This window comes from Rhizobium sp. OAE497 (assembly GCF_040546565.1).
In the GTDB taxonomy this organism is placed as follows: domain Bacteria; phylum Pseudomonadota; class Alphaproteobacteria; order Rhizobiales; family Rhizobiaceae; genus Rhizobium.
Map to the genome: position 1 here is coordinate 1,157,607 of NZ_JBEPOA010000001.1, position 21,033 is coordinate 1,178,639.

At 63.0% G+C, this 21,033-nt stretch carries 23 protein-coding genes and 2 pseudogenes; 6 read left to right on the top strand and 19 right to left on the bottom strand.

Annotated features, from left to right (window positions below):
• Positions 1 to 30: 30 nt before the first annotated feature.
• Positions 31 to 1,029, bottom strand: coding sequence for a glycosyltransferase family 2 protein (locus ABIE40_RS05870; RefSeq protein WP_199626689.1), 999 nt, complete (start codon positions 1,027 to 1,029; stop codon positions 31 to 33).
• An 83-nt stretch (positions 1,030 to 1,112) separates the two neighbouring features.
• On the opposite strand from ABIE40_RS05870, the gene ABIE40_RS05875 reads away from it, so the two are divergent.
• A complete protein-coding gene (locus ABIE40_RS05875; RefSeq protein ID WP_199626843.1) occupies positions 1,113 to 2,075 on the top strand; it encodes a lysylphosphatidylglycerol synthase domain-containing protein in 963 nt (320 codons plus the stop codon).
• Here ABIE40_RS05875 and ABIE40_RS05880 read toward each other — a convergent pair.
• The 4 genes from ABIE40_RS05880 to ABIE40_RS05895 are packed head-to-tail and all read right to left on the bottom strand — an operon-like array spanning position 2,043 to position 4,379.
• On the bottom strand, positions 2,043 to 3,281 hold the full coding sequence (locus tag ABIE40_RS05880) for an RNA polymerase sigma factor (RefSeq protein ID WP_199626691.1): 1,239 nt from the start codon (positions 3,279 to 3,281) through the stop codon (positions 2,043 to 2,045). The two genes, ABIE40_RS05875 and ABIE40_RS05880, sit on opposite strands and share 33 nt — an antisense overlap.
• 3 nt (positions 3,282 to 3,284) lie before the next feature.
• Positions 3,285 to 3,644 (bottom strand): YciI family protein, encoded by a 360-nt coding sequence (locus tag ABIE40_RS05885; RefSeq protein WP_199626693.1) that lies wholly within the window; start codon positions 3,642 to 3,644, stop codon positions 3,285 to 3,287.
• Between the two features lie 4 nt (positions 3,645 to 3,648).
• On the bottom strand, positions 3,649 to 4,008 hold the full coding sequence (locus ABIE40_RS05890; protein ID WP_130278608.1) for a YciI family protein: 360 nt from the start codon (positions 4,006 to 4,008) through the stop codon (positions 3,649 to 3,651).
• The gene (locus tag ABIE40_RS05895) at positions 4,005 to 4,379 is read right to left on the bottom strand and encodes a YciI family protein (protein WP_199626695.1); all 375 of its coding nucleotides are present in this window, start codon (positions 4,377 to 4,379) and stop codon (positions 4,005 to 4,007) included. The genes ABIE40_RS05890 and ABIE40_RS05895 overlap by 4 nt, the downstream gene beginning before the upstream one ends.
• 152 nt (positions 4,380 to 4,531) lie before the next feature.
• On the opposite strand from ABIE40_RS05895, the gene ABIE40_RS05900 reads away from it, so the two are divergent.
• Positions 4,532 to 4,750 carry a hypothetical protein gene (locus ABIE40_RS05900; RefSeq protein ID WP_199626697.1) on the top strand — a complete coding sequence of 73 codons (219 nt, stop codon included), beginning with the start codon at positions 4,532 to 4,534 and terminating at the stop codon, positions 4,748 to 4,750.
• Positions 4,751 to 4,752: 2 nt separating this feature from the next.
• On the opposite strand, the gene ABIE40_RS05905 is transcribed toward ABIE40_RS05900, so the two are convergent.
• From ABIE40_RS05905 to ABIE40_RS05915, 3 genes are all read right to left on the bottom strand, one after another.
• Positions 4,753 to 6,255, bottom strand: a complete 1,503-nt coding sequence (locus ABIE40_RS05905) for an AMP nucleosidase (RefSeq protein WP_112719612.1) — start codon at positions 6,253 to 6,255, stop codon at positions 4,753 to 4,755.
• A gap of 62 nt (positions 6,256 to 6,317) precedes the next feature.
• Complete coding sequence (locus ABIE40_RS05910) at positions 6,318 to 6,497, bottom strand: hypothetical protein (RefSeq protein ID WP_112719611.1); 180 nt, start codon at positions 6,495 to 6,497, stop codon at positions 6,318 to 6,320.
• A gap of 362 nt (positions 6,498 to 6,859) precedes the next feature.
• A complete protein-coding gene (locus ABIE40_RS05915) occupies positions 6,860 to 7,198 on the bottom strand; it encodes a DUF2147 domain-containing protein (RefSeq protein ID WP_112719610.1) in 339 nt (112 codons plus the stop codon).
• 440 nt (positions 7,199 to 7,638) lie between these two features.
• Here ABIE40_RS05915 and ABIE40_RS05920 point away from each other — a divergent pair, with 440 nt between their 5' ends.
• The gene (locus ABIE40_RS05920; protein ID WP_112719609.1) at positions 7,639 to 7,905 is read left to right on the top strand and encodes a sel1 repeat family protein; all 267 of its coding nucleotides are present in this window, start codon (positions 7,639 to 7,641) and stop codon (positions 7,903 to 7,905) included.
• 130 nt (positions 7,906 to 8,035) lie between these two features.
• On the opposite strand, the gene ABIE40_RS05925 is transcribed toward ABIE40_RS05920, so the two are convergent.
• From ABIE40_RS05925 to ABIE40_RS05935, 3 genes are all read right to left on the bottom strand, one after another.
• Entirely contained in the window at positions 8,036 to 9,148 is a 1,113-nt protein-coding gene (locus ABIE40_RS05925; protein WP_199626699.1) for a pyridoxal phosphate-dependent aminotransferase, read from the bottom strand.
• 89 nt (positions 9,149 to 9,237) lie between these two features.
• A complete protein-coding gene (locus tag ABIE40_RS05930) occupies positions 9,238 to 9,645 on the bottom strand; it encodes a PilZ domain-containing protein (RefSeq protein ID WP_112719607.1) in 408 nt (135 codons plus the stop codon).
• A gap of 154 nt (positions 9,646 to 9,799) precedes the next feature.
• Positions 9,800 to 10,201 (bottom strand): DUF2177 family protein, encoded by a 402-nt coding sequence (locus ABIE40_RS05935; RefSeq protein WP_112719606.1) that lies wholly within the window; start codon positions 10,199 to 10,201, stop codon positions 9,800 to 9,802.
• A gap of 162 nt (positions 10,202 to 10,363) precedes the next feature.
• Between ABIE40_RS05935 and ABIE40_RS05940 the strand changes: the two genes are divergently transcribed.
• Positions 10,364 to 10,810, top strand: coding sequence for a baeRF12 domain-containing protein (locus tag ABIE40_RS05940; RefSeq protein ID WP_199626704.1), 447 nt, complete (start codon positions 10,364 to 10,366; stop codon positions 10,808 to 10,810).
• A gap of 65 nt (positions 10,811 to 10,875) precedes the next feature.
• On the opposite strand, the gene ABIE40_RS05945 is transcribed toward ABIE40_RS05940, so the two are convergent.
• Complete coding sequence (locus ABIE40_RS05945) at positions 10,876 to 11,208, bottom strand: hypothetical protein (RefSeq protein WP_112719681.1); 333 nt, start codon at positions 11,206 to 11,208, stop codon at positions 10,876 to 10,878.
• 350 nt (positions 11,209 to 11,558) lie between these two features.
• Here ABIE40_RS05945 and ABIE40_RS05950 point away from each other — a divergent pair, with 350 nt between their 5' ends.
• The gene (locus ABIE40_RS05950; RefSeq protein ID WP_199626705.1) at positions 11,559 to 11,996 is read left to right on the top strand and encodes a glyoxalase superfamily protein; all 438 of its coding nucleotides are present in this window, start codon (positions 11,559 to 11,561) and stop codon (positions 11,994 to 11,996) included.
• Positions 11,997 to 12,025: 29 nt separating this feature from the next.
• The gene (locus ABIE40_RS05955; protein ID WP_199626706.1) at positions 12,026 to 13,393 is read left to right on the top strand and encodes an MATE family efflux transporter; all 1,368 of its coding nucleotides are present in this window, start codon (positions 12,026 to 12,028) and stop codon (positions 13,391 to 13,393) included.
• Positions 13,394 to 13,584: 191 nt separating this feature from the next.
• On the opposite strand, the gene ABIE40_RS05960 is transcribed toward ABIE40_RS05955, so the two are convergent.
• The 7 genes and pseudogenes from ABIE40_RS05960 to ABIE40_RS05990 form a co-directional block, all read right to left on the bottom strand.
• Positions 13,585 to 13,740, bottom strand: a complete 156-nt coding sequence (locus tag ABIE40_RS05960) for a hypothetical protein (RefSeq protein WP_199626709.1) — start codon at positions 13,738 to 13,740, stop codon at positions 13,585 to 13,587.
• Between the two features lie 87 nt (positions 13,741 to 13,827).
• Positions 13,828 to 14,666 (bottom strand): annotated as a pseudogene (locus tag ABIE40_RS05965) (helix-turn-helix transcriptional regulator).
• Positions 14,667 to 14,704: 38 nt separating this feature from the next.
• Entirely contained in the window at positions 14,705 to 14,932 is a 228-nt protein-coding gene (locus ABIE40_RS05970; RefSeq protein WP_199626712.1) for a DUF1127 domain-containing protein, read from the bottom strand.
• Positions 14,933 to 15,023: 91 nt separating this feature from the next.
• The gene (gene iolB / locus ABIE40_RS05975) at positions 15,024 to 15,818 is read right to left on the bottom strand and encodes a 5-deoxy-glucuronate isomerase (RefSeq protein ID WP_199626714.1); all 795 of its coding nucleotides are present in this window, start codon (positions 15,816 to 15,818) and stop codon (positions 15,024 to 15,026) included.
• A gap of 178 nt (positions 15,819 to 15,996) precedes the next feature.
• Positions 15,997 to 16,917, bottom strand: a complete 921-nt coding sequence (iolE, locus tag ABIE40_RS05980; RefSeq protein ID WP_199626715.1) for a myo-inosose-2 dehydratase — start codon at positions 16,915 to 16,917, stop codon at positions 15,997 to 15,999.
• A 198-nt stretch (positions 16,918 to 17,115) separates the two neighbouring features.
• Positions 17,116 to 18,967, bottom strand: a pseudogene (gene iolD / locus ABIE40_RS05985) (3D-(3,5/4)-trihydroxycyclohexane-1,2-dione acylhydrolase (decyclizing)).
• Positions 18,968 to 19,053: 86 nt separating this feature from the next.
• A complete protein-coding gene (locus tag ABIE40_RS05990) occupies positions 19,054 to 20,988 on the bottom strand; it encodes a bifunctional 5-dehydro-2-deoxygluconokinase/5-dehydro-2-deoxyphosphogluconate aldolase (RefSeq protein ID WP_199626719.1) in 1,935 nt (644 codons plus the stop codon).
• Positions 20,989 to 21,033 lie beyond the last annotated feature (45 nt).

Here is a 21,033-nt window from a genome sequence, read left to right on the forward strand (position 1 = left end):
TCGATTGATGAAAAGACGGCAGCGACCGCCTCAGCTTCCATCGAAGATCTGCCGGACGATGTAGTTCGGCGAGGCGTCGTCGCGGTAGTAGGTGCGGGCGATCATTTCGGCGAGGATGCCGGTAGTGATCAGCTGCACCGAGGACAGCAGGAAAACAACGCCGACCATCAGCATCGGGCGGGTGCCGATGTCATTGCCGAGAATGAACTTGTCGAAAAACAGATAAAGCAGGATCAGTGCCGCGATCGCCCCGAAGCCGAGGCCGAGCGAACCGAAGAAGTGGCCGGGACGCGCCTTGTAGCGCATGAAGAACATCACCGACAGCAGGTCGAGGATCACGCGGAAGGTACGCGAAATGCCGTATTTCGACACACCGTGCTGGCGCGCGTGATGCGTGACCGGCACTTCGCCGATGCGCGAGCTCGGGACGACGCCGGCAACCCAGGCCGGGATGAAACGGTGCATTTCGCCCATCAGCTTCACCTGCTTGATGATCGAGGCACGGTAGATCTTCAGGCTGCAGCCATAGTCGTGCAGCTTCACGCCGGTGATGCGGCCGATCAGATAATTGGCGCACCAGGAAGGGATCTTGCGCAGCAGCAGGCCGTCCTGACGGTTCTTGCGCCAGCCGACCAGCAGGTCGAGTTCGCGGCGCTCGAGTTCGGAGACCATCGAAGGAATGTCCTTCGGATCGTTCTGCAGGTCGCCGTCCATGGTGGCGATCAGGCGGCCGCGGGCCGTATCGATACCGGCCTGCATGGCGGCCGTCTGGCCGAAATTGCGCTGCAGCTCGACGATGCGCAGCGTAAGCCCGGCGCGGCCGGCATATTTCTTGGCGTTGACGAGCGTCGCATCGGTGCTGCCGTCATCGACCAGGATCAGCTCCCAGCTGCTCGGATACTGAGCCATCGCCTCGCAAATGCGCTCGACGAGCGGGCCGACGCTTTCTTCTTCGTTGAAGATCGGAACCACGAGCGAAAGCTCAAGCGGCGTTCCGGCATCATTTGCGCTCGAAAGCGACTCTGACATTGTCTGCAACTCTTATTGCTCCTAAAAGGCCGTTCATGGCCAAGCAGGCGGCCGTCGCCGCCCAAAGTCAGGATGCCTACTACATGAACTCCCCGGTTGGCGCTAGCCGACAATCCTGGTTCGCACGCAATCGCATGACGTTGCTCACCGTTGTGATTGTCGCAGCCTATGCACTCTTCATCGAATGGTTTTGGGGCTGGTCCTCCATCCTGGCGCAATGGGTAGCCGTCGGCGTCCTGCCGATCGTCATCGCGCTCGTTCTCCTGACCAGCACCTATTTCCTGCGCACCTGGCGCATTCTGGATTACTTCCCGCGCGAGACATCCGGCCAGTTCCGCACGCTGTTCCGCGTTACCCAGATCCACAATCTGCTCAACATCATGCTGCCTTTCCGCAGCGGCGAGACCAGCTTTCCGCTGCTGATGCGCACCGAGTTCGGCATTCCGCTGGCGCGCGGCACCTCGGCGCTTCTCGTCATGCGCCTGCTCGATCTTCATGCATTGCTTGCGGCAGCCGGAATCGGTTTGGCAAGCGAAGCGGGTAACGGCTTGATTGCATGGATCATCTGGGCCGCTTTCCTGGTGCTCCCCGTTGCAGCCTTCATCGTCCGCAAACCGCTGCTGCGCTTCGGCTTCAAGCTGGCGCCGAAGAAGGCGCAGGGCTTTCTGGCCGAGATCGAGAACGGCCTGCCGGTCGATGGCATCGCCTTTGCGCGTGCATGGGCGATGACGGCGGTGAACTGGCTGGTGAAGGTTCTGGTCCTTGCCTGGGCTCTCAGCCTGATGGGCGTGCTGCCGCTGGCCGCGAGCTTCGGCGGCGCGCTTGGCGGCGAGCTCTCATCCGTTCTGCCGGTTCATGCGCCGGGCGGCGTCGGCACCTATCCGGCCGGCATCACCGCCGGTGCCGTCGCTTTCGGCGCCTCGGGCGGGAAGGAAGCGCTGGCGGCACTGGCGCAGGCGAGCATCAATGCGCATCTGTTGATCATCGTCTCGGCGCTGACAGGGACGGCGATCTCACTGCCCTTCGGCCGCCGCCGTCAGCTCTGAGATCCGCTTCCTCAGGAAGTTTCGCTCCGGCTCCTGCTGGCAGAGCGACAGCGCACGCTCATAGGCCTCGATTGCCTCCGCGGTCCGCTCAAGCCTGCGCAGGAAATCGGCGCGCGCCGAATGCGCCAGATGATAGCGCTCGAGATCGCCGGATTGCAGGATGCCGTCGATGATCGCTAGCCCCTGTTCGAAACCCTCGGACATGGCGATCGCCACCGCCCGGTTCAGCGCCACGATGGGCGAGGGCTGGGCTTTCGCAAGCAGATCATAATAGCGGGCGATCTGCCGCCAGTTGGTGGCTTCTGGCGTCGCCGCTTTCGAGTGCTCGGCGGCGATCGCCGCCTGCACCGTATAGAGCCCGACCTCTTCGCCGGCCATCGCGCTTTGCAGTAACTGCAGCCCCTCGACGATCTTGCCGCGATCCCAGGCGGAGCGGTCCTGCTCGTCGAGCAGCACCAGACGCCCGTCATCGCTCGATCGCGCCAGCCGCCGCGAATCCTGCAGCAGCATCAGCGACAACAGGCCATCGATATCCCGGTGCGGCAGCAACTCGCCGACCAGCCGCGCCAGCCGGATCGCTTCACCCGTCAAGCCGCTGCGCACGACCGCACTGCCTGATGAAGCCGAATAGCCCTCGTTAAAGACGAGGTAGATGACGTGCAGCACCCGGTCGAGCCGCTCCGGCAGTTCCGGTTTCTCCGGTACCTCGTAGGGGATCTCCGCCGCACGGATTCGGTTCTTCGCCCGCACGATCCGCTGCGCCACCGTCGGCGCGGGGACGAGGAAGGCATGGGCGATCTCTTCGGTCGTCAGCCCGCAGACTTCGCGCAGCGCCATCGCCACCTGCGCCTCGGCAGGAATGACGGGATGGCAGCAGGTGAAGATCAGCCGCAGCATGTCGTCGGCAATCGCGTCCATATCGTCTGCCTCCTCTGTTGCGGGATAAAGGCTGTCCTCGATATCCTGCACGGACGCGTCGAAACGCGCCCGGCGGCGGATATGGTCGATCGCCCGGAAGCGCCCGGCCGAAACCAGCCAGGACACCGGATTGCCGGGAATGCCGTCGCGCGGCCAGGTGCGCGCCGCCTCGGCAAAGGCGTCGTGCAGCGCTTCCTCCGCCCGGTCGAAATCGCCGAGCAGACGGATCAGCGTCGCCAGAACCCGGCGCGACTGCGAGCGGTAGATGTCCTCGATGACCCTGTCCAAGCGCTACTCCGGCAATGTCAGAAGCCGCACCGGCCGGATCTCGACCGCTCCGAAGCGCGCCGACGGGATCCGCGCGGCGATCTCTTTTGCCGCTTCATCATCGGGTGCCTCGATGACGTAGAAACCGGCGAGATGCTCCTTGGTCTCGGCATAGGGGCCGTCGGTCGCCTGCAGCTGGTTGTCCCGCACCCGCAGCACCGTCGCCGTCTCCGGCGGCTGCAGCGCATCGGCATGGATCATCGTCCCGTCGGCACGAAGCTCCTCGTCGAAACGGAAATGGGCGGCGACCAGCTGATGCCCTTCGGCTCGTGTCAGCGTTCCGTCGCGGTCGGCGGAGTTGTAGATAAGGCAGAGATAACGCATCGGCTCACACCCCATCTTCGATCGAATAGGCCGGCCGCACCTCGATCGAGGCATATTCGACGATCGGGAAGGCCGAGGCGATCTCGGTCGCTTGGCTGATGTCCCGGGCCTCGATCAGCACGAAGCCGCCGAGATGTTCCTTGATCTCGGCGAACGGCCCGTCGGTGGCGCTGAGTGCACCGTTCGTGACGCGCACCGTCACCGCGCTCTCCGGCTCGCGCAGCGCCAGCGCCGTCAGCAGATGGCCGCTGTCGCGCCAGCGGTTGTCGCTGAGGATGCATTGCTCCGTCAGCCTGTCCCATTCGGCCTGGGTCACCTGCTTGCTCTTTTCGGTATCGAACCAGATCTGGCAGAGGAATTTCATCGCGCGGCCTCCTGCAGCTTGCTCTTGAAGTCATAGACCGGCCGGACTTCGATCGAGCCGTATTTCGCCAGCGGAATGCCGGCCGCGACCCGGATCGCATCGTTGAGATCCTTGGCTTCGATCAGGATGAAGCCGCCGAGCTGTTCCTTGGTCTCGGCAAAGGGACCGTCGGTCATCGCCATCTCGCCGTTGCGGACCTTGACGGTCACTGCCGCGCTCGGCGCCTGCAGCGCTTCAGCGTGGATCATGTGGCCGCTGACCTCCAGGTCGAGATCGTATCCGGCCGAATCCCGGTCGAGCGTCCTTTTCTCCTCGTCACTCATTCGTTCGAGCACCGATGGCTCGAACCATACCTGGCATAGATATCGCATTGCGGCTTTCCTCCTGGCTGCCTCTCACAGCCCTTGGACGAAGAGACTAGGCGGAAATCGACAGGTACGGGAAAAATCTTTGTTGGGCTCCGGCTGTCGAAAGCGCCAACGTGCAAACGACCATGATCGTCGAAACCATTGGAGTCACGATCATGGGAATTCTGGAGATTGGAATTGCAAGCTGGGCCGCGCGCAAAAGAGCGCCGGTCAGCGCCGACGAATATTATGACATGCAGGGCTTCGATCTGCGCGGACTGCTCGTGCGCCTGATGTTTGCCGTCGCGGTCTTCGCGACCGTCATCTCCGGGCTCGAACTGTCGAGCCCCGCAGACAGCGGTCCGCAGGTGATTGCGGACCGCGATGTCAGGTAGGCTTATTGGAAGGCCGTCTCGAAGAAGCTGCGCAGCTTGCGCGAATGCAGCGCCTCTGGCGGCATGGCCGCCAGCTTCTGGATGGCGCGGATGCCGATCTGCAGATGCTGGTTCACCTGCGTCCGGTAGAAGGCCGTCGCCATGCCCGGCAGCTTCAGTTCGCCATGCAGCGGCTTGTCGGAAACGCAGAGCAGCGTGCCGTAGGGAACGCGGAAGCGGAAGCCATTGGCAGCGATTGTCGCCGATTCCATGTCGAGCGCGATGGCGCGGGCCTGCGACAGGCGCTTCACCGGGCCTGCCTGGTCGCGCAGTTCCCAGTTGCGGTTGTCGATCGTGCCGACGGTGCCGGTGCGCATGATGCGCTTCAGCTCGAAGCCTTCGTAACCGGTGATCTCGGCAACGGCTGCTTCCAGCGCCACCTGCACTTCGGCAAGCGCCGGAATCGGCACCCAGACCGGCAGGTCGTCGTCGAGAACGTGGTCCTCGCGCATATAGGCATGCGCCAGCACATAGTCGCCGAGGCGCTGGCTGTTGCGCAGGCCGGCGCAGTGGCCGAGCATCAGCCAGGCATGCGGGCGCAGCACCGCGACGTGGTCGGTTATCGTCTTGGCGTTGGAGGGGCCGACGCCGATATTGATCATGGTGATCCCGGCATGGCCCTTCTTCTTCAGGTGATAGGCCGGCATCTGCGGCAGGCGGCCGGGTGTCGCATCGCCTTCGGGCGTGCTGGAGCCGGCATGAGTGATGATATTGCCGGGCTCGACGAAGGCCGTATAGCCATCGCCGCCGTCGGCCATCAGCTTGCGGGCCCAGGTGCAGAACTCGTCGATATAGAACTGGTAGTTCGTAAACAGCACGAAGTTCTGGAAATGCTGCGCGCCTGTTGCCGTGTAGTGGGCGAGGCGGGCGAGCGAATAGTCGATGCGCTGTGCCGTGAAGGGCGCAAGCGGCGAGGGCTCGCCGGGCGGCGGGATATATTCGCCATTGGCGATCTCGTCGTCGGTCGTGTTCAGATCCGGCGTATCGAAGAGATCGCGCATCGGAATATCCATGAAGGCCGATGCGGAGGCTTCGACATGGGCGCCTTCGCCGAAAGCGAAATGCAGCGGGATCGGCGTCGAGGATTCGGAGACGACGACGGGAACGTTGTGGCTCTTCATCAGAAGCGCCAGCTGCTCCTTCAGGTAATGGCGAAACAGCTTCGGACGCGTCACGGTCGTCGTATAGACGCCGGGCGAGGTCACGTGGCCGTAGGAAAGACGGCTGTCGATATGGCCGAAGCTCGTCGTCTCGATGCTGACCTGCGGATAGAAGGCCCGGTGCCGCGCGGTGATCGGTGCGCCCTTGGCGATCGCCGTGAAGCTATCGATCAGGAAGGCCGTGTTGCGATCGTAAAGCTCTGTCAGCGCGTCGACGGCCTTTGCCGGGTCGTCGAAGCTTTGCGGTTCAAAGGCTGGCGGAGAGGAAATATCGAGGGGTGCTAATGGAGAGATTCGTTTGCTCATGGCGCATTATAGGTTGCCATATGCAACACGCAAGCGACGGCGGGCGGGCTCGCCCGCGCTACCTACTTGTGCTCGCCCGAGCAGAAGGGGCTGGAGGATTCCAGGCAGGTATAGTTGGCGCCGAAATGCGACTGCGCCCCACCGCCGCCGCCATGCACGACCGCTGCCGAAAAGCTGATCGCAAACAGTGCCGCAAACAGCGTGATGATGGTGAAACGTCTTGCCAAGATTTGCACGTCCATGTTCCCTAACCCATAAGCCCCTTCATCCTTGCCTCCCTTCTGACACAGGGCGGCTGAACGAGTGCTGAGATGCCGGTTCATATGGCGTTCAGGAATATTGACGGTTTTTTGGGGGAGGCATTGCGCGCGCTTACCTTCGCCCTCATCCCTGTGCTTGTCACAGGAATGAAGGAAGTGTGGTGGCTGGAGCCCCCCCTCATCCGACCTTCCGGCCACCTTCTCCCCCAGGGGAGAAGGGAAAGTCGAGGATGCCGCTTGCGCCAACTTCCCCTCTCCCCGCGGGGAGAGGGTAGGGTGAGGGGGCTCCGGCTTCGACGGGCCGTTCTAACTCCCGATCCAGAAGCGACCAGGAAGAATAGCCCCTACAGCCGCGTCCAGGTCTGCGACTTGCAGAGAACCTTCAGCACGCAGCCCTTCATCTTCAGCGAGCTGCCCGAAACCGTGCCGGAGCCGCTATAGGTCTTGTCGTTGGCGGGGTCGGTGATTTCGCCGGTATAGGTGCCGCCGGTGCCGGATAGCGTGCCGATCTTCTTGCCGGCGAACTTGCCGGTCTTCAGCGTCACGCAGAAGCCGCCGCTGCAGGGGGCGATCTCTGCCGTATCGCCGGCGACCGTCTTCCAGTTGCCGACGATCACCTCGTCGGCATGCGCGAGCCCTGCCGAAAGTGCCACCGCGCCTGCGAGAATAAGTGTGCGGATCATCCATTCCTCCCTGATGTCAAAAACGCCGGCGGAAAATAACTGACGCGAACGTAAAGGTAAATAAGACTGAGCCGCAAAAGCCCGGTTTTCCGGGGTTGCCGGCAGCCAATATTTCCGGTTTCCCGATTTGCCTGCTCGTTTCGTGGTGAACGAAGCGTTGATTTCGAAATCTGAATCTTTCGTAAAATTGTCTCGAAACTCCTTAATTTGCAGGCTTCGCGATGTTTAACAAAAACCCAAGTTTACCAAGCGTTTGGACTTTGTTTGTCTCAAATTAATCATGCATTTTAGGCGTTTTTTGAAAGGCCTGGAGCATAGTGGAGCCATCAAACGAGCGGGGCAAACCCGCCGCACCGAAGGGACCGAAAGCTGCGATAGACGGCACGGCCCGGACGGTAAAACAGGGCAAGTCGACAACAGGCTAAACAGGGATAAAACCGATGGCACGCTTTGAAATGCACAATGCTGAAATGGCCACCATGGGTGGCGACAAGAACGCCGACGTCTTCTGCGAAATGGGTCTGATGTATGCAACCGGCCGCGGCTGCGATGTCGATCTGGTCGCCGCGCATAAGTGGCTGAACATCGCCGCCATCAAGGGCAGCGACCGTGCCGCCGAACTGCGCGCCGATGTCGCCGCTTCGATGAACAAGATGCAGATCGTCGAGGCGCTCCGTGCAGCTCGCGAGTGGATGACCATCCACTAAGCTGCATCGAAAAATCAGACAAGAATAACAACCTCAAAAAGAGGGGGCTGGCGGGGCACTTTGGACGGGGCCGCAGCCAGGAGAACGAAACCGCGACCGGCAGAAACAAGGCCGGCGCGGTTTTTTCGTTTCAGTCGAGCGTGCGCAATACCTGCGGCAGCGACTGCTCGAACAGCGCCATATCGGCTTCCGGCCCGACGCTGACGCGGATGCAGCGGTTGAGCGGTGCCACGCCCGGCATGCGGATGAAGACGCCGTGCTGCATCAGCCCGTCGACGATCGCCCGCGCATGGGTGCCGTCGCGCCCGGCATCGATCGCCACGAAATTGGTGGCCGAGGGCAGCGGCGACAGCTGGTTCGCCCGGGCAATGTCCGAGATCCGTTCGCGCGCCGCCTGGATCTTGCCGACGACTTCGGCGAGATAGGCCTGGTCCTTCAGCGCGGCGAGAGCGCCGGCCGTCGCCAGCCGGTTCATGCCGAAATGGTTGCGGATCTTGTCGAAGGCCTGGGCGGTGCCCGGCGTCGAGATCACGTAGCCGACGCGGGCGCCGGCCAGACCATACGCCTTCGAGAAAGTGCGGGTGCGCACGATGTTCGGCAGGTCGATCAGCGAAGAAATCGAGGGAAGTGAGCTTGCCGGTCCGGTCTCGCTATAGGCCTCGTCGAGAACCATCAGGCAGGTCTCGGGCAGGGCGCGTGCGAAGGCGACGATCTTGTCGGCATCCCACCAGCTGCCCATCGGATTATCAGGGTTGGCGAAATAGACGAGCGGCGCATTCTCGCGCTTCACCGCGTCGAGCAGCCCGTCCAGATCTTCCCGGTCGTTGACATAGGGAACGGTAACGAGACGGCCGCCGAAACCGGCGACATGGAAATTGAAGGTCGGATAGCCGCCGAGCGAGGTGACGACGGGCATGCCGGGCTCGATGACGAGGCGGACGATCTGGCCGAGCAGCTCGTCGATGCCGCCGCCGATGGCGATATTCGCCGGGGTGACGCCGAGATGGGCGGCCAGTGCCTCGCATAGCTCGAAATTCTCCGGATCGTTGTATTTCCAGATATCGCCGCCCGCAGCACGCATCGCCTCGAGCACGGAAGGCGCCGGGCCGAAGCCGTTTTCATTGGCGCCGATGCGGGCCGCGACCTTCAGGCCGCGCTGGCGCTCAATGGCCTCTGGGCCGACGAAGGGAACGGTGGAGGGCAGGGCGCTGACCAGCGGTGTGAAGCGCGAAAAGGCGGACATGGAAATGCGGGATCCCGAATAAGACAAAAGTGGCGCCAACAATAAGCGCCGCTCCCTTCATGGCAAGGAAGATTATTCCAGAATCCGGCCTATTGCATCGCGGTGATGCGTCCGCCGCGGCGCGCTTCCATGGCTTCGACATTGCCGGCCATGAAGTCGGCGCGCACCACGCGGCGCAGCACTTCCGGATCGAGAACGTTGATGAAGCGGACGCCGATGCGTTCCTTGTTGCGGTAGACCTCGGCGCAGCCGATGCGATAGGCGAGGCCGAGAATGTTGAGGTAGTAGTGCTTGGGAAGACCTGCGGTCGAGGAGACCAGGAAGGTGGCGCCGCCGCGCGAGATATCGAGGATCTCCGCACTTCTGAGCGACATGCCGGTGAGACAGGGGCGCACGGCGATGATCCGCGCCGGGCGGTTCACCTGAAACTGCTCCCAGCGCTGGTCGTAGACCTCGGATTTCACAGTCGCAAGATGCGTTGCCCGATCCATGGACATCGTGCAGTCCTCCGTCTGGGCCAAGCTCATCCCGGCCCGTTATGGCAGAGCCTCACACGAATGTTTTGCGCATTCGTCAAAGACATCAAGACAATTTTAGTGATTATGAATTTTGTGCTTACGTGGCACAGCCTGTGCCGCGGCGGGATGGCGATCAGCCGAAGGCGCGCGCCGCCGCATAGCCGCCGGCAGCCGTTGCCGCCGTCACGAAGGTGCCCCAGGCCATATCCACCAGGCTCATCGTCACCGGCCAGTTCTTCAGCGTCGAAAGATTGGTGATGTCATAGGTGCCATAGGCGGCCAGTCCCAGAATGGCACCATAGGCAAGCGCGGTGCCGAGCGAGGCGGCATTGACCGCCGGAAGCACGGCGAGCACGACGACGGCGACGGCGAAGAACAGGTAGAAGAGCGCGGCAATGCCGAAGGCCGGCTGTGGCAGCATCAGTTCGCCCAGCTGGTCGCGATAGAAAGTGCGGGCGACGAGGCCGAGCCAGATCGCATCGAGCACCAGAAGCGTGGCGAACGAACCGGCATAGGCGACGAGGGCGGTCTTCATGGCGTCTCTCCTTTTGCTGGTCTCTACGCGCGGTTCACAAATTGGATTGCCTGCGTGAATCGATTTATGCGCCCGGCGCGCGAACTCTTTCAATTTCTGCACGTTTTGCCCTAGTCGATGAAGCGCTTTGCCGCTTCAGCAAACAATCAAGAGGAAAGACAGATGGCCGATATCAGAGTGCCTTGGGAATCTTGGGTTGTGGTCTGCGATGGCGCCAAGGCGCTGTTCATGCGGAATGCCGGCGACGCGCAGATCATGAATCTGCAGGTGCAGGAAACCCTGACGCAACCGAGCGCACCGACCCGCGAACTGGGCACCGACAAGCCGGGCCGCTCCTATGCGCCCGACGGACTGAGCGGCAGCGCGATCGAGCAGACAGACTGGCAGGCACAGGCCGAAGCCGAGTTTCTGAAGCAGGTTGCCGCCAAGCTGGACGATCTTGTGCACCGGAAGGATGCCCGCCGCATCGTCCTCGTTGCCCCGCCGCGTGCGCTGGGGACGCTGCGCCCGGTCCTGAGCGCCGACGCGCAGGCCGCGATCTCCGCCGAGGTTGCCAAGGACTATACCAACCTGCCGGTCGATCAGATCGAGCGCCGTTTGGCGGCCTGACCGGACCCATCAATCTCAGGGAATGTGCGGGCAGCCGGGGCTGCCCGTATTTCGTTTAGGGGAAGTTAGACGCCGGTTTCGAAGCTCAGGCGCAGGACATGGTGCAGGAATTCCGCGTTGATCAGCATGTTGAAGCTGATCGTCACCAGGTCGCCCTCGCGCTTGACGACGGTCGAGCCGATCTCGTCGTGGATGCCGAGGATTTCGAGGAAGAAGTGGTTGGGCATCTCCACCGAAGGGCTCACTTCCAGCACCGCGCCGCCGAGATTGATCGTGCGGATCAGGCAGCGCACCTGCGTGCCGGTGCTGAGGTGGTGGCCGACGAAGATGATCTTGCCGGGCCGGTCCAGAGTGAAGTCTCGGTAGGATTGCTCCTGGTTGCCGTCATTGAGGTGCATCTGAAAGGCCACGTCAGCCTCCGCTGGTTGTATGATTGAAATGTAACACGCGAATGCTGATAAGTTCTGAAAAGCATTGGTAAATTTTGAGTCTTATGCGTGGCTGGCGGCAAAAAGCGCTTTGTTTCCGGTGGTTATGCCCCGCGGCGCGGGGTCATTATGGGGCATTCTTGACAGGAAAGCCGCTTTCCCACATACAGAAGGCGGTTCGAGGCACCGGCCGCTCGCGGATGAAAGTCCATGGTGAAGCCTCGTTTTCATAGTCACGGCCATCCGGTGCATGCTGACTGACGGCAAGGCGAGCTCCCATTCACAGTCGATAATGGCATGCCTTCCGAAAGGCTGAACCTGTGACCACGACCTATCCATCCATCGACGAGCTGAAGGCTCAGGCAAGGCGCCTGCGCCAGGCCATGGAAGCCCGCGGCAGTGCGCTCTCCCATAGCGCGGCGCTCGAACTCATCGCTCAGCAATATGGCGCGCGTGACTGGAACACGCTCTCAGCGCTCGCCACCCGCCCGAATGCCGAGCCTATCTCGCTGCTCTCAGTCGGGTCGCAGGTGCGCGGCCGCTATCTGAACCAGCCATTTTCGGGCCGGATCCTGGCGCTGGCGCAGACCAATGGCGGGCTGCACAAGATCACCATCCATTTCGACGAACCCGTCGATGTCGTGACCTTCGAGAGCTTCTCGGCCTTCCGCCAGCGCATCAACGCGCAGGTGGACGGCAACGGCATCTCGCCGCGCAAGACCTCGAACGGTCTGCCGCAGCTCGTCCTCGACATCTGATCATTCATTTCGATAGCCGGACTCCATCGATGAAACCCGTATCCGCAACCAATCCGTTTCTCACCGCGCCGCTGCCGAAGGTCTTTGCCCGCACGGCAGCACCGATCATTCTCATCACCACCATCAACGGCCTGTTTGCCGTGGTGGACGCCTATTTCCTCGGCGCCTATGTCGGCGCCGGGGCGCTCTCGGCCGTCACCCTGATCTTCCCCGGCCTGATGATGGTCGTGGCGCTGCAATCGCTCGTCTCCAACGGCATGGCGAGCATTCTGGCCCGCGAGCTCGGCGCCGGTAACCGCGATGCCGCACGCCGCACCTTCGCGGCCGCCCATGTCCTGGCGATCGCCGTCGTCCTCATCGTCAACTTGATCTATTGGACGATAGGCTGGCGGATCGTCGGCAATGCGGCGGCGGGCGATATCGCCGTTGCCGAAAACGCCCGCACCTTCATGGGCATCATGGTGGGCGTAGCACCCGTCGCCTTCTTCCTGTCGCTCAATATCGATGCGTTGCGCAGTGAAGGCCGGATCGGCTTCATGACGCTTGTCATGCTGGCGGCCTCCGCCCTCAACATCGCCGCCAACTGGTTCTTCATGGCGATCCTGCATTGGGGTGTTGCCGGTTCGGCGCTCGGCTCGGTACTGGCGCAGGCGATCTGCCTGATCGCGGTGCTCGTCTACCGCTGGCGCAACGCCGCGGCGCTGCGGCCGGCCACACGCTTCCCGCTCTCGGATTGGAAGCCGATCCTCGCGCTCGGCGCGCCGATGAGCCTCGGCTTCATCGGCATATCGCTCTGCTCGGCCGCCGTCATCTTCAACCTGTCGATCTGGGGCGAGGGGGATTATGTCGCGACCGTTGGCGCCTACGGCATCATCACCCGCGTCATGACCGTCGCCTACCTGCCGCTGCTCGGCCTCAACATCGCCTTCCAGACGATCGCGGGCAATAATTATGGAGCAGGGCTCCGCGAGCGCGTCGGCCGAAGCCTGCAGATCGCGCTGATCTCGGCACTCGTCTATTGCGCCGGCGTCGAACTGATCGTCGAGCTCTCGGCGACGCGACTCGGCCACATCTTCGTCGCCGACCCCGTCGTCATCGCCGAAGTATCCCGCATCCTGCCCTGGACTGTCGGCGCCTATTTCCTGTTCGGCCAGATGATCGTGCTGTCCGGCTATTTCCAGGCGATCGGCGATGCCAAACGGGCGGCGATCTTCGGCCTGTCACGCGCCTATCTCTTCACCCTGCCGCTGACCTTCCTCCTGCCGCATGCTTTCGGAGAAATGGGCATCTGGATGGTCCCGGTCTTCGCGGAAGCCTGCATGTTTATGCTAGCGTTCGCGGTGCTGGCGCGGAATGCGCGGCGGATGGGGTGGCGCTATGGGTTGTTGCCGGTTTGAAGAGGGAGGTGCCCGAGAAGGCGGTCGGCGACGTGCTGTAGCGCTCACCGACCCTCCCTCATCCCTGTGCTTGTCACAGGGATCCAGCCTGCCCAAGTCCTTGGGCAGGAAGGACTCTCTTCGCCGCGCAGACGCGCGTCGGCTGGATCTCTGTGACGAGCACAGAGGTGAGGGAGTCTATGGCTTGACCCTCAGTCCTTCTTGCCCGACGTCGCCGCCGTATCGGCCTCCTTCAGTGCCTTGGCGCATTCCTCGCAACAAACCTCGACGGTGGTGCCGCCGAGCTTGACGCTGATGGCGTCGTGGCCGAGTTCGCAGTCGCAGGCGGCGCATGTGGTCTTCTTCATCTTCCGGTCCTCCGTTGGTGATCCCGTTCGGGACAGGACCATAAGAACACCGGAGGCACCCGCCTCGCTGTCGAATTCTTTAGCGACTTATCGCGGCCGCAACCGTGCCGCGCGCTGGAATTCGCCAGGTGTCTGGCCATAAGCCTGGCGGAAGAGGAGGAGGTGAAATGGCTGTGGCTGGAGAAGCCAAGATCGAGCCCGAGCGCCGTCAGGTCGTCATACTTGCCGAGCAGGTCGAGCGCCCGGGCAAGCCGCAGCCGCAGCTGATAGCGATATAGCGGCGTCGCCTCCACCTGCTGGAAAACCTGCGTGAGATAGACGGGCGAGACGCCGACTTCGGTGGCAATTTCCGCAAGCGTCCAGCGCCTTGCGAGATCGGAGGAGAGCACCAGCTTGGCGCGGTCGACGAGCTTCTGCCGCCCGGTTGTCGCCGCTGCCGCATGCGAGGTCCGTTCGCCGAGCGAGCGGCGCACCAGCGTCAGCGCCAGCGTTTCCGCCTCCAGCGTCTCGGCCGCATTCTGGCGCAACCCGTGACGGAGGAGCGCGACGAGCGCCTGCGCCCGCGGATCGATCCGGCGGCGCTGGCGGCGAAAGCCGAAGAGCTCACCCGACTGGATCTGGTCGCGCGGCGCGAGTTCGGCAAGCAGGGCATCGTCGACGGAAAGGTCGATACAGGCATCGCCGCCATCGACGGGATGGCTGATCTGGTAGCCCTGGCCGGCATTGAAGAACAGCATCTGGTTGGCTTCCGCCACGGTGTCGTTGCGCCCGACATGGCGCATGAAGACGCCGCGATAGGGATAGACCAGGCTGGTCTTGTGGGCGCATTCCTCGCCGCCGCGATGACGGCATTCGCCATTGCAGACAACGTCGCGGATGGCGACGGTGTCCGTCTTCAAAAGCAGCGCTGTCGAAAATTGCGGCATCACATCATCCGGAGATTGGAAAGGCACACTACCACAGTTCAGTCGCGGCAATAGACGTGCACGTCGCTTTCGGTCTGGTAGCGCGAAAGCCCGATATCCTTCAGCTGCGCATCGGAGAGTTCCATGACGGCGTTGAGGTTGCGCCGCTCCCTGAGCTTGCGCGCCGTCCAGCGATAGAAGGAGAGGAGAGTGGCCAGCAGGCGCGATTGCGCCGTCTGCGGCAGGCGGCCGTCGCGGCCGGAGAAGAGGGCGGTCGAGCCGTGCATGATATTGCTCCATCGGTGTTGTTTCGATGGAGGCAGTCAACCATGTGCACGGCCCGCCCGCTGTCAGATTATTTAGCGATCGAGCGGCAGATTATTTCAGCAGCCACTCGTGCTCCGGCGCATTGTAGAACTTCCACACCCGCTTCGGCCCGGCCATGACGTTCAGATAATAGAGATCATAGCCATGCGTCGCGGCGCAGGGGTGGTAGCCCTTCGGCACCAGCGTCACGTCGCCGTCTTCGAGCACCATCGCCTCGTCGAGCGACCGGTCGTCGGTATAGACGCGCTGGAAGCCGAAGCCCTGCGGCGGGTTGAGGCGGTGGTAATAGGTCTCTTCCAGGAAGCTCTCGTTCGGCAGATTGTCCTGGTCGTGCTTGTGTGGCGGGTAGGAGGAGGTGTGTCCACCCGGCGTGATCACCTCGACGACGAGCAGCGAATGCGCCGATGCATCGTCTTCCGGCATGATGTTGTTGACGTAGCGGACATTGGTGCCCTTGCCGCGGGTCAGCGCCGGATGCGTGCCCGGCGGGATCGCCTTCGCCTCATAGGTGCCACCGCCGGGGGCCGAGCAGACGGCAAGCTCAAGATCGGTCTCGGCCGTCACCGACCAGGCCGATTCCATCGGAATATAAAGGGCGTGCGGCGCACCGTCGAACGGGCTCATGCGCTCGCCGAGCGTGCCGAAATCGCGGGTGCCTGAAGATGCCTTGCCCTTACCGCTGACCCAGACGAGGCAGACCTCGCGCTCACCGGTCTCGCCGGACACGGTCTCGCCGGGTTTCAGCCGGTGCATGTCGAAACCGACATAGGTCCAGCCGGCGCTTTCAGGCGTCACATGCGTGACGCGGCCGCTGGTGCCGGCGGGTTTTACCTTGAGGTTTGGCATTGGTGTTTCTCCTCGATGTATCCGTGGGTGCGGCCCCCTCATCCGGCTGCCGCCACCTTCTCCCCAAGGGGAGAAGGGACGATGCCGCGCCCTCGAGTTTCCCCTTCTCCCCAGCGGGGAGAAGGTGCCCGAAGGGCGGATGAGGGGGCTGCTTGCTCCAGTGTTTCGATCGGCGGCCTCAAGCCCCCTTCGGGAAACCTTCCGTCTCGACCGTGTAACCGGCCGCCGTCATCACCCGCATCAGTTCGGCATGGCCGATCTCGGCCATCTTTTGCGGCGGTGCCTTGCGCGGATCCTGCTCGGCTTCGACCACGAACCAGCCTTCATAGCCATGGTCGGCAAGCCGCTGGACGATGGCGGCGAAATCGAGCGAGCCGTCGCCGGGAACCGTGAAAGCGCCGAGTGCCACCGCGTCGAGGAACGACTGTTTGCTGCGGTCGAGACCGTCGACGACAGCCTGACGAATGTCCTTGACATGAACGTGGTTGATGCGGGCGTGGTGATTGTTGATGGCGCGCAGCACGTCGCCGCCGGCAAACGCCAGATGCCCGGCATCGAGCAGCAGCGGAATGCCGGCGCCCGAATTCTTCATGAAGGCGTCGAGTTCCGGTTCGGTCTCGACCACGGCCGCCATGTGGTGGTGATAGGAGAGCGGCATGCCCTGATCGGCGCACCATTCGCCGAACTCGGTGACGCGGCGGCCATAGGCCTTCATCTCGTCGTCGGAGAGGCGCGGCTTGGTGGCGAGCGGCTTGGAGCGGTCGCCCTGGATCGAGCGGCCGACTTCGCCATAGACGATGCAGGGCGCGTTGACGGCCTTGAACAGCTCGATCATCGGCGCGATGCGATCCTTGTTGGCCGCCAGCTCCTCGTTGACCAGCGTGCCGGAGAACCAGCCGCCGCAGAGCGTCACGTCGGCGGCGCGCAGGATCGGCAGCATCTCGCCGGGATTATTCGGGAAGCGGCGGCCCTGTTCCATGCCGGTGAAGCCTGCACTGCGCGACTGGCGCAGGCATTCTTCCAGGGACACGTCGTCGCTGAGCTCAGGAAGATCGTCGTTCCACCACGCGATGGGCGACATGCCGAGTTTTGCCTTCATTGGTATTCTCCTCGTCATTCTTTTAAATCGGTGAGCCCGGAGCCCCCTCATCCCAGGTGCAAAACTTGCACCTGGCTGCCGCCACCTTCTCCCCGAGGGGAGAAGGTGATTCGCGGCGCTCTCCGGTTTTCCCTTCTCCCCTCGGGGAGAAGGTGCCCGTAGGGCGGATGAGGGGGCTCCGGGCTCTAATCTCTCAAATCAACCAGCCCGCTGCGCCGCACGGGCCTTCAGATAGGCCTCATGCGCCTTGTTCACTTCGCCGCGCGGGCTGACTTCGGGAACTGCGACATCCCACCAGTGGCCGCCGGCTTCCGTGGTGATCAGCGGATCGGTGTCGATGACGAAGACCGAGGTACGGTCGTTCTTCTTCGAATCGGCGATCGCCTTTTCCAGCTCGGCAATCGAGGACACCTTGACGGCGACGGCGCCCATCGCTTCGGCATGGGCGCGGAAATCGATATCCGGCATGACCTCGTGATAGGAGTCCTTCAGGAGATTGTTGAAGTTGGCGCCGCCGGTTGCCATCTGCAGGCGGTTGATGCAGCCGTAGCCGCGGTTATCCAGCAGCACGATGTTGACCTTCAGGCCCATCATGACGGAGGTCGCGAGCTCGGAATTCAGCATCATGTAGGAGCCGTCGCCGACGAGGACGAAGACCTCCTTCTCGGGATGCGCCAGCTTGGCGCCGAGACCGCCGGCGATCTCGTAGCCCATGCAGGAGAAGCCGTATTCCATGTGATAGCTGCCCGGCGCCGTCGCCGGCCACAGCTTGTGCATTTCGCCCGGAAGACCGCCCGCGGCGCAAAGGCCGATCGCCTTCTCGAGCTCGATCGAGCGCGTCACGGCGCCGATGACCTGCGCGTCGGAGGGGAGCGCCGCATTGGTGGAGGCCATCGCCTTGTTGGCGGCATCCATCCAGACGTTCTTTTCCTTTGTCGCCTTCTCGGCAAGTGCTGCCGGTGCCTTCCAGCCGGAAAGGGCCCTTGGACAGTGCCTTCAGGCCTTCGCGGGCATCGGCGACCAGCGGCTGCGCGTCATGCTTGACGGCGTCGTAGGCGGCGATGTTGAGGCCGAGCATTTTCAGCTTGTCGTTCTTGAACAGCGCCCAGGAGCCGGTGGTGAAGTCCTGGCAACGGGTGCCGACGGCGATGATGAGATCGGTCTCCTCGGCCAGCGCATTGGCGGCAGACGTACCGGTCACGCCGACCGAGCCGAGCGCCAGCGGGTGGCGCTCGTCGATTGCCGACTTGCCGGCCTGGGTCAGCAGAACCGGAATGCCATGCGCATCTGCAAAGGCCGCGAGCTCCTTGGTCGCCTGCGAATAAAGCACGCCGCCACCGGCGATGATGACGGGCTTTTCAGCCGTCTTGATCAGCGCGATTGCCGAGGCCAGCTCATCGGCATCTGGCTGCGGCCGACGGGTAGACCAGACCTTCTCTTCGAACAGGCTTTCCGGATAGTCGAAGGCCTCAGCTTGGACGTCCTGGCAGAGCGACAGTGTCACCGGGCCGCAATCGAGCGGATCGGTCAGCACCTGCATGGCGCGCTTCAGCGCCGAGATGATCTGTTCCGGGCGGGTGATACGGTCGAAATAGCGCGACACCGGGCGGAAGGCGTCATTGGCCGAAACAGTGCCGTCGCCGAAATCCTCGATCTGCTGTAGCACCGGATCCGGCGCGCGGTTGGCGAAGACGTCGCCTGGCAGGAAGAGAACCGGAATGCGGTTGACATGCGCCACACCGGCAGCCGTCACCATGTTCAGTGCGCCGGGGCCGATCGAGGTCGTGCAGGCCATGAAGCGCTGGCGGAAACTCGCCTTGGAAAAGGCGATCGCGGCATGCGCCATGCCCTGTTCGTTATGGGCGCGATAGGTCGGCAGTTCGCCGCGCACCTGATAGAGCGCTTCCCCCATGCCCGCCACGTTGCCATGGCCGAAGATCGCCCAGACGCCGCCGAAGATCGGAACCTTCTTGCCGTCGATGACGGTCATCTGCTTCTTCAGGAAATGCGCAACAGCCTGCGCCATCGTCAAACGGATTGTCTTACCCATCGGGTCCTCCCGAACCTTCGCTCTGTCTCTTCACCTCCCAGCCCTCGTCAGTCGGGAGGGCTGGAGAGGGTCTAATCCTCAAACTCTCAATTCAGCCCGCGCGTCTTCAGCCAGGCTTCCGTCAGCTGGCGGAAACGTCCCGCCATATCCGATATCGCGTCCTCGTCGCTCATCTTGCCCGACAGCCAGCCACGTGCGGCATCGGCAAAGATCGTCCGGCCGACGGCAAAGCCCTTGACCGACGGGGCGGCAAGCGTCGCCTCGAAGCCCCTGAGCAGCTCGTCCGCAGGCGCCTCGAGCCCGAGCAGCACGATACCGCGGCACCATGGATCATTTTTGGCAATGACGGCGTCGATCTTCTTCCAGGCAGCGCTCGAAGCCTGCGGCTCGAGCTTCCACCAGTCGGGCTTGATGCCGAGCGCGTAGAGCTCTTCCATCGCCGTCGAGACGGTATCGTCGGTCAAGGGTGCGTTCTTGCTGGCGATGATCTCGACCAGCAGCTCGCGGCCGACCTTGCGCGCGGCCTCGAACAGCGTGCGCAGCTTTTGCTGCTGCTCCGCCTTCAGTTCCGCCGGATCATCCGGGTGATAGAAGCACAGGCACTTGATGCAGTGGTTGAGCGGCCATTCGACCAGCTGCGAGCCGATATCCTGGCTGAATTCGAAGCGCAGCGGCTTCGAGCCTGGCAGTTCGACGGGACGGCCGATCCAGGAGAAATTCTTGGTCGCGGCATCGAAAAAGGCATCGCGGCCGAAGCGCTCGTCGATCAGCATGCCGTAGCCGCTGCGGTTGTTGGCGACGCGGGCGGCAGCCTCGACGGCCAGCCGCTTGAAGGCGACGATCTGCTTGTAGTCGACGCCGAGTTCGTCGCAGACGCTGGTCAGCTGCGAACGATGATCGATCGCCAGCGCCATCAACAGCGGGATGTCGCCCTTGCGGGTCGACGCCCAGTGAATGTGATTGATCGCCTCGTCCTTGCGCAGCGCACGGTGTTCGCTGCCCTTGGTCAGGAAAAAGTCGAGCTCGGCCCAGGTCGGATATTCGGGCGAGCAGAGCAGGCGGGAGACGGCGAAGGCGCCGCAGGCATTCGCCCAGGTGGCGCAGGTCTTCAGCGGCTCGTCCTTCAGCCAGCCGCGCAGGAAGCCGGACATGAACGCATCGCCGGCGCCAAGCACGTTGAACACTTCGATCGGGAAGCCCTGGCCGACAATGCCGTCTTCCAGATTGTCGCTGATCGGGCCGTCATAGACGACGCAGCCCATGGCGCCGCGCTTCAGCACGATGGTCGCCGGCGAGACGCGGCGGATTTCCTTCAGCGCCGCCAGCACGTCATCGGCGCCGGATGCGATCAGGATCTCTTCTTCCGTGCCGACGATCAGGTCGCAGTCCGGCAGCGTTTCCTTCATCTTCGAGGAGACGCGGTCGGACTTCACATAGCGTTCAAAGCCCTCGGCATGGCCGGCAAGGCCCCAGAGGTTCGGGCGATAGTCGATATCGAAGATCACCTTGCGGCCATTCGCCTTCGCGATACGGATCGCCTTGCGCTGTGCTGCCTCGGTATTGGGGCGGGAGAAATGCGTGCCGGAAACGAGAACGGCGCGCGACGACTTGATGAAATCCTCGTCGATATCGCCTTCATCGAGCGCCATGTCGGCGCAGTCCGAGCGGTAGAAGATCATCGGCGAAACGCCTTCGGCCTCGACCGCCAGAAGCACGAGCGCCGTCAGCCGCTCCTTGTCCGTCGTGATGCCCTTGGTCTCGACGCCCTCGCGCGCCGACTGCTCGATGATGAAGCGGCCCATCTGCTCGTTGCCGACGCGGGTGATGAGGGCGGACTTCAAGCCGAGTCGCGCCGTGCCGATCGCGATATTCGCCGGGCAACCGCCGACGGACTTTGCGAAAGAGCCGATATCCTCAAGCCGCGTGCCGATCTGCTGGCCGTAAAGATCGACGGAGGAGCGGCCGATGGTGATCACATCGAGAGCTGCCTCGGGCTGCGAACCCGGATTCGATTGTACCATAGTATCCTCCCGCTCATTTTTGTGCGGCGTCCAGCGCCTGCGAAT

Coding starts and splice junctions, on each gene's coding strand:
- ABIE40_RS05870 (WP_199626689.1), bottom strand. CDS start 1,029: ATGTCAGAGTCGCTTTCGAGCGCAAATGATGCCGGAACGCCGCTTGAG.
- ABIE40_RS05875 (WP_199626843.1), top strand. CDS start 1,113: ATGAACTCCCCGGTTGGCGCTAGCCGACAATCCTGGTTCGCACGCAAT.
- ABIE40_RS05885 (WP_199626693.1), bottom strand. CDS start 3,644: ATGCGTTATCTCTGCCTTATCTACAACTCCGCCGACCGCGACGGAACG.
- ABIE40_RS05890 (WP_130278608.1), bottom strand. CDS start 4,008: ATGAAATTCCTCTGCCAGATCTGGTTCGATACCGAAAAGAGCAAGCAG.
- ABIE40_RS05895 (WP_199626695.1), bottom strand. CDS start 4,379: ATGCGATATCTATGCCAGGTATGGTTCGAGCCATCGGTGCTCGAACGA.
- ABIE40_RS05900 (WP_199626697.1), top strand. CDS start 4,532: ATGGGAATTCTGGAGATTGGAATTGCAAGCTGGGCCGCGCGCAAAAGA.
- ABIE40_RS05905 (WP_112719612.1), bottom strand. CDS start 6,255: ATGAGCAAACGAATCTCTCCATTAGCACCCCTCGATATTTCCTCTCCG.
- ABIE40_RS05910 (WP_112719611.1), bottom strand. CDS start 6,497: ATGGACGTGCAAATCTTGGCAAGACGTTTCACCATCATCACGCTGTTT.
- ABIE40_RS05915 (WP_112719610.1), bottom strand. CDS start 7,198: ATGATCCGCACACTTATTCTCGCAGGCGCGGTGGCACTTTCGGCAGGG.
- ABIE40_RS05920 (WP_112719609.1), top strand. CDS start 7,639: ATGGCACGCTTTGAAATGCACAATGCTGAAATGGCCACCATGGGTGGC.
- ABIE40_RS05925 (WP_199626699.1), bottom strand. CDS start 9,148: ATGTCCGCCTTTTCGCGCTTCACACCGCTGGTCAGCGCCCTGCCCTCC.
- ABIE40_RS05930 (WP_112719607.1), bottom strand. CDS start 9,645: ATGTCCATGGATCGGGCAACGCATCTTGCGACTGTGAAATCCGAGGTC.
- ABIE40_RS05935 (WP_112719606.1), bottom strand. CDS start 10,201: ATGAAGACCGCCCTCGTCGCCTATGCCGGTTCGTTCGCCACGCTTCTG.
- ABIE40_RS05940 (WP_199626704.1), top strand. CDS start 10,364: ATGGCCGATATCAGAGTGCCTTGGGAATCTTGGGTTGTGGTCTGCGAT.
- ABIE40_RS05945 (WP_112719681.1), bottom strand. CDS start 11,208: ATGCACCTCAATGACGGCAACCAGGAGCAATCCTACCGAGACTTCACT.
- ABIE40_RS05955 (WP_199626706.1), top strand. CDS start 12,026: ATGAAACCCGTATCCGCAACCAATCCGTTTCTCACCGCGCCGCTGCCG.
- ABIE40_RS05960 (WP_199626709.1), bottom strand. CDS start 13,740: ATGAAGAAGACCACATGCGCCGCCTGCGACTGCGAACTCGGCCACGAC.
- ABIE40_RS05970 (WP_199626712.1), bottom strand. CDS start 14,932: ATGCACGGCTCGACCGCCCTCTTCTCCGGCCGCGACGGCCGCCTGCCG.
- iolB (WP_199626714.1), bottom strand. CDS start 15,818: ATGCCAAACCTCAAGGTAAAACCCGCCGGCACCAGCGGCCGCGTCACG.
- iolE (WP_199626715.1), bottom strand. CDS start 16,917: ATGAAGGCAAAACTCGGCATGTCGCCCATCGCGTGGTGGAACGACGAT.
- ABIE40_RS05990 (WP_199626719.1), bottom strand. CDS start 20,988: ATGGTACAATCGAATCCGGGTTCGCAGCCCGAGGCAGCTCTCGATGTG.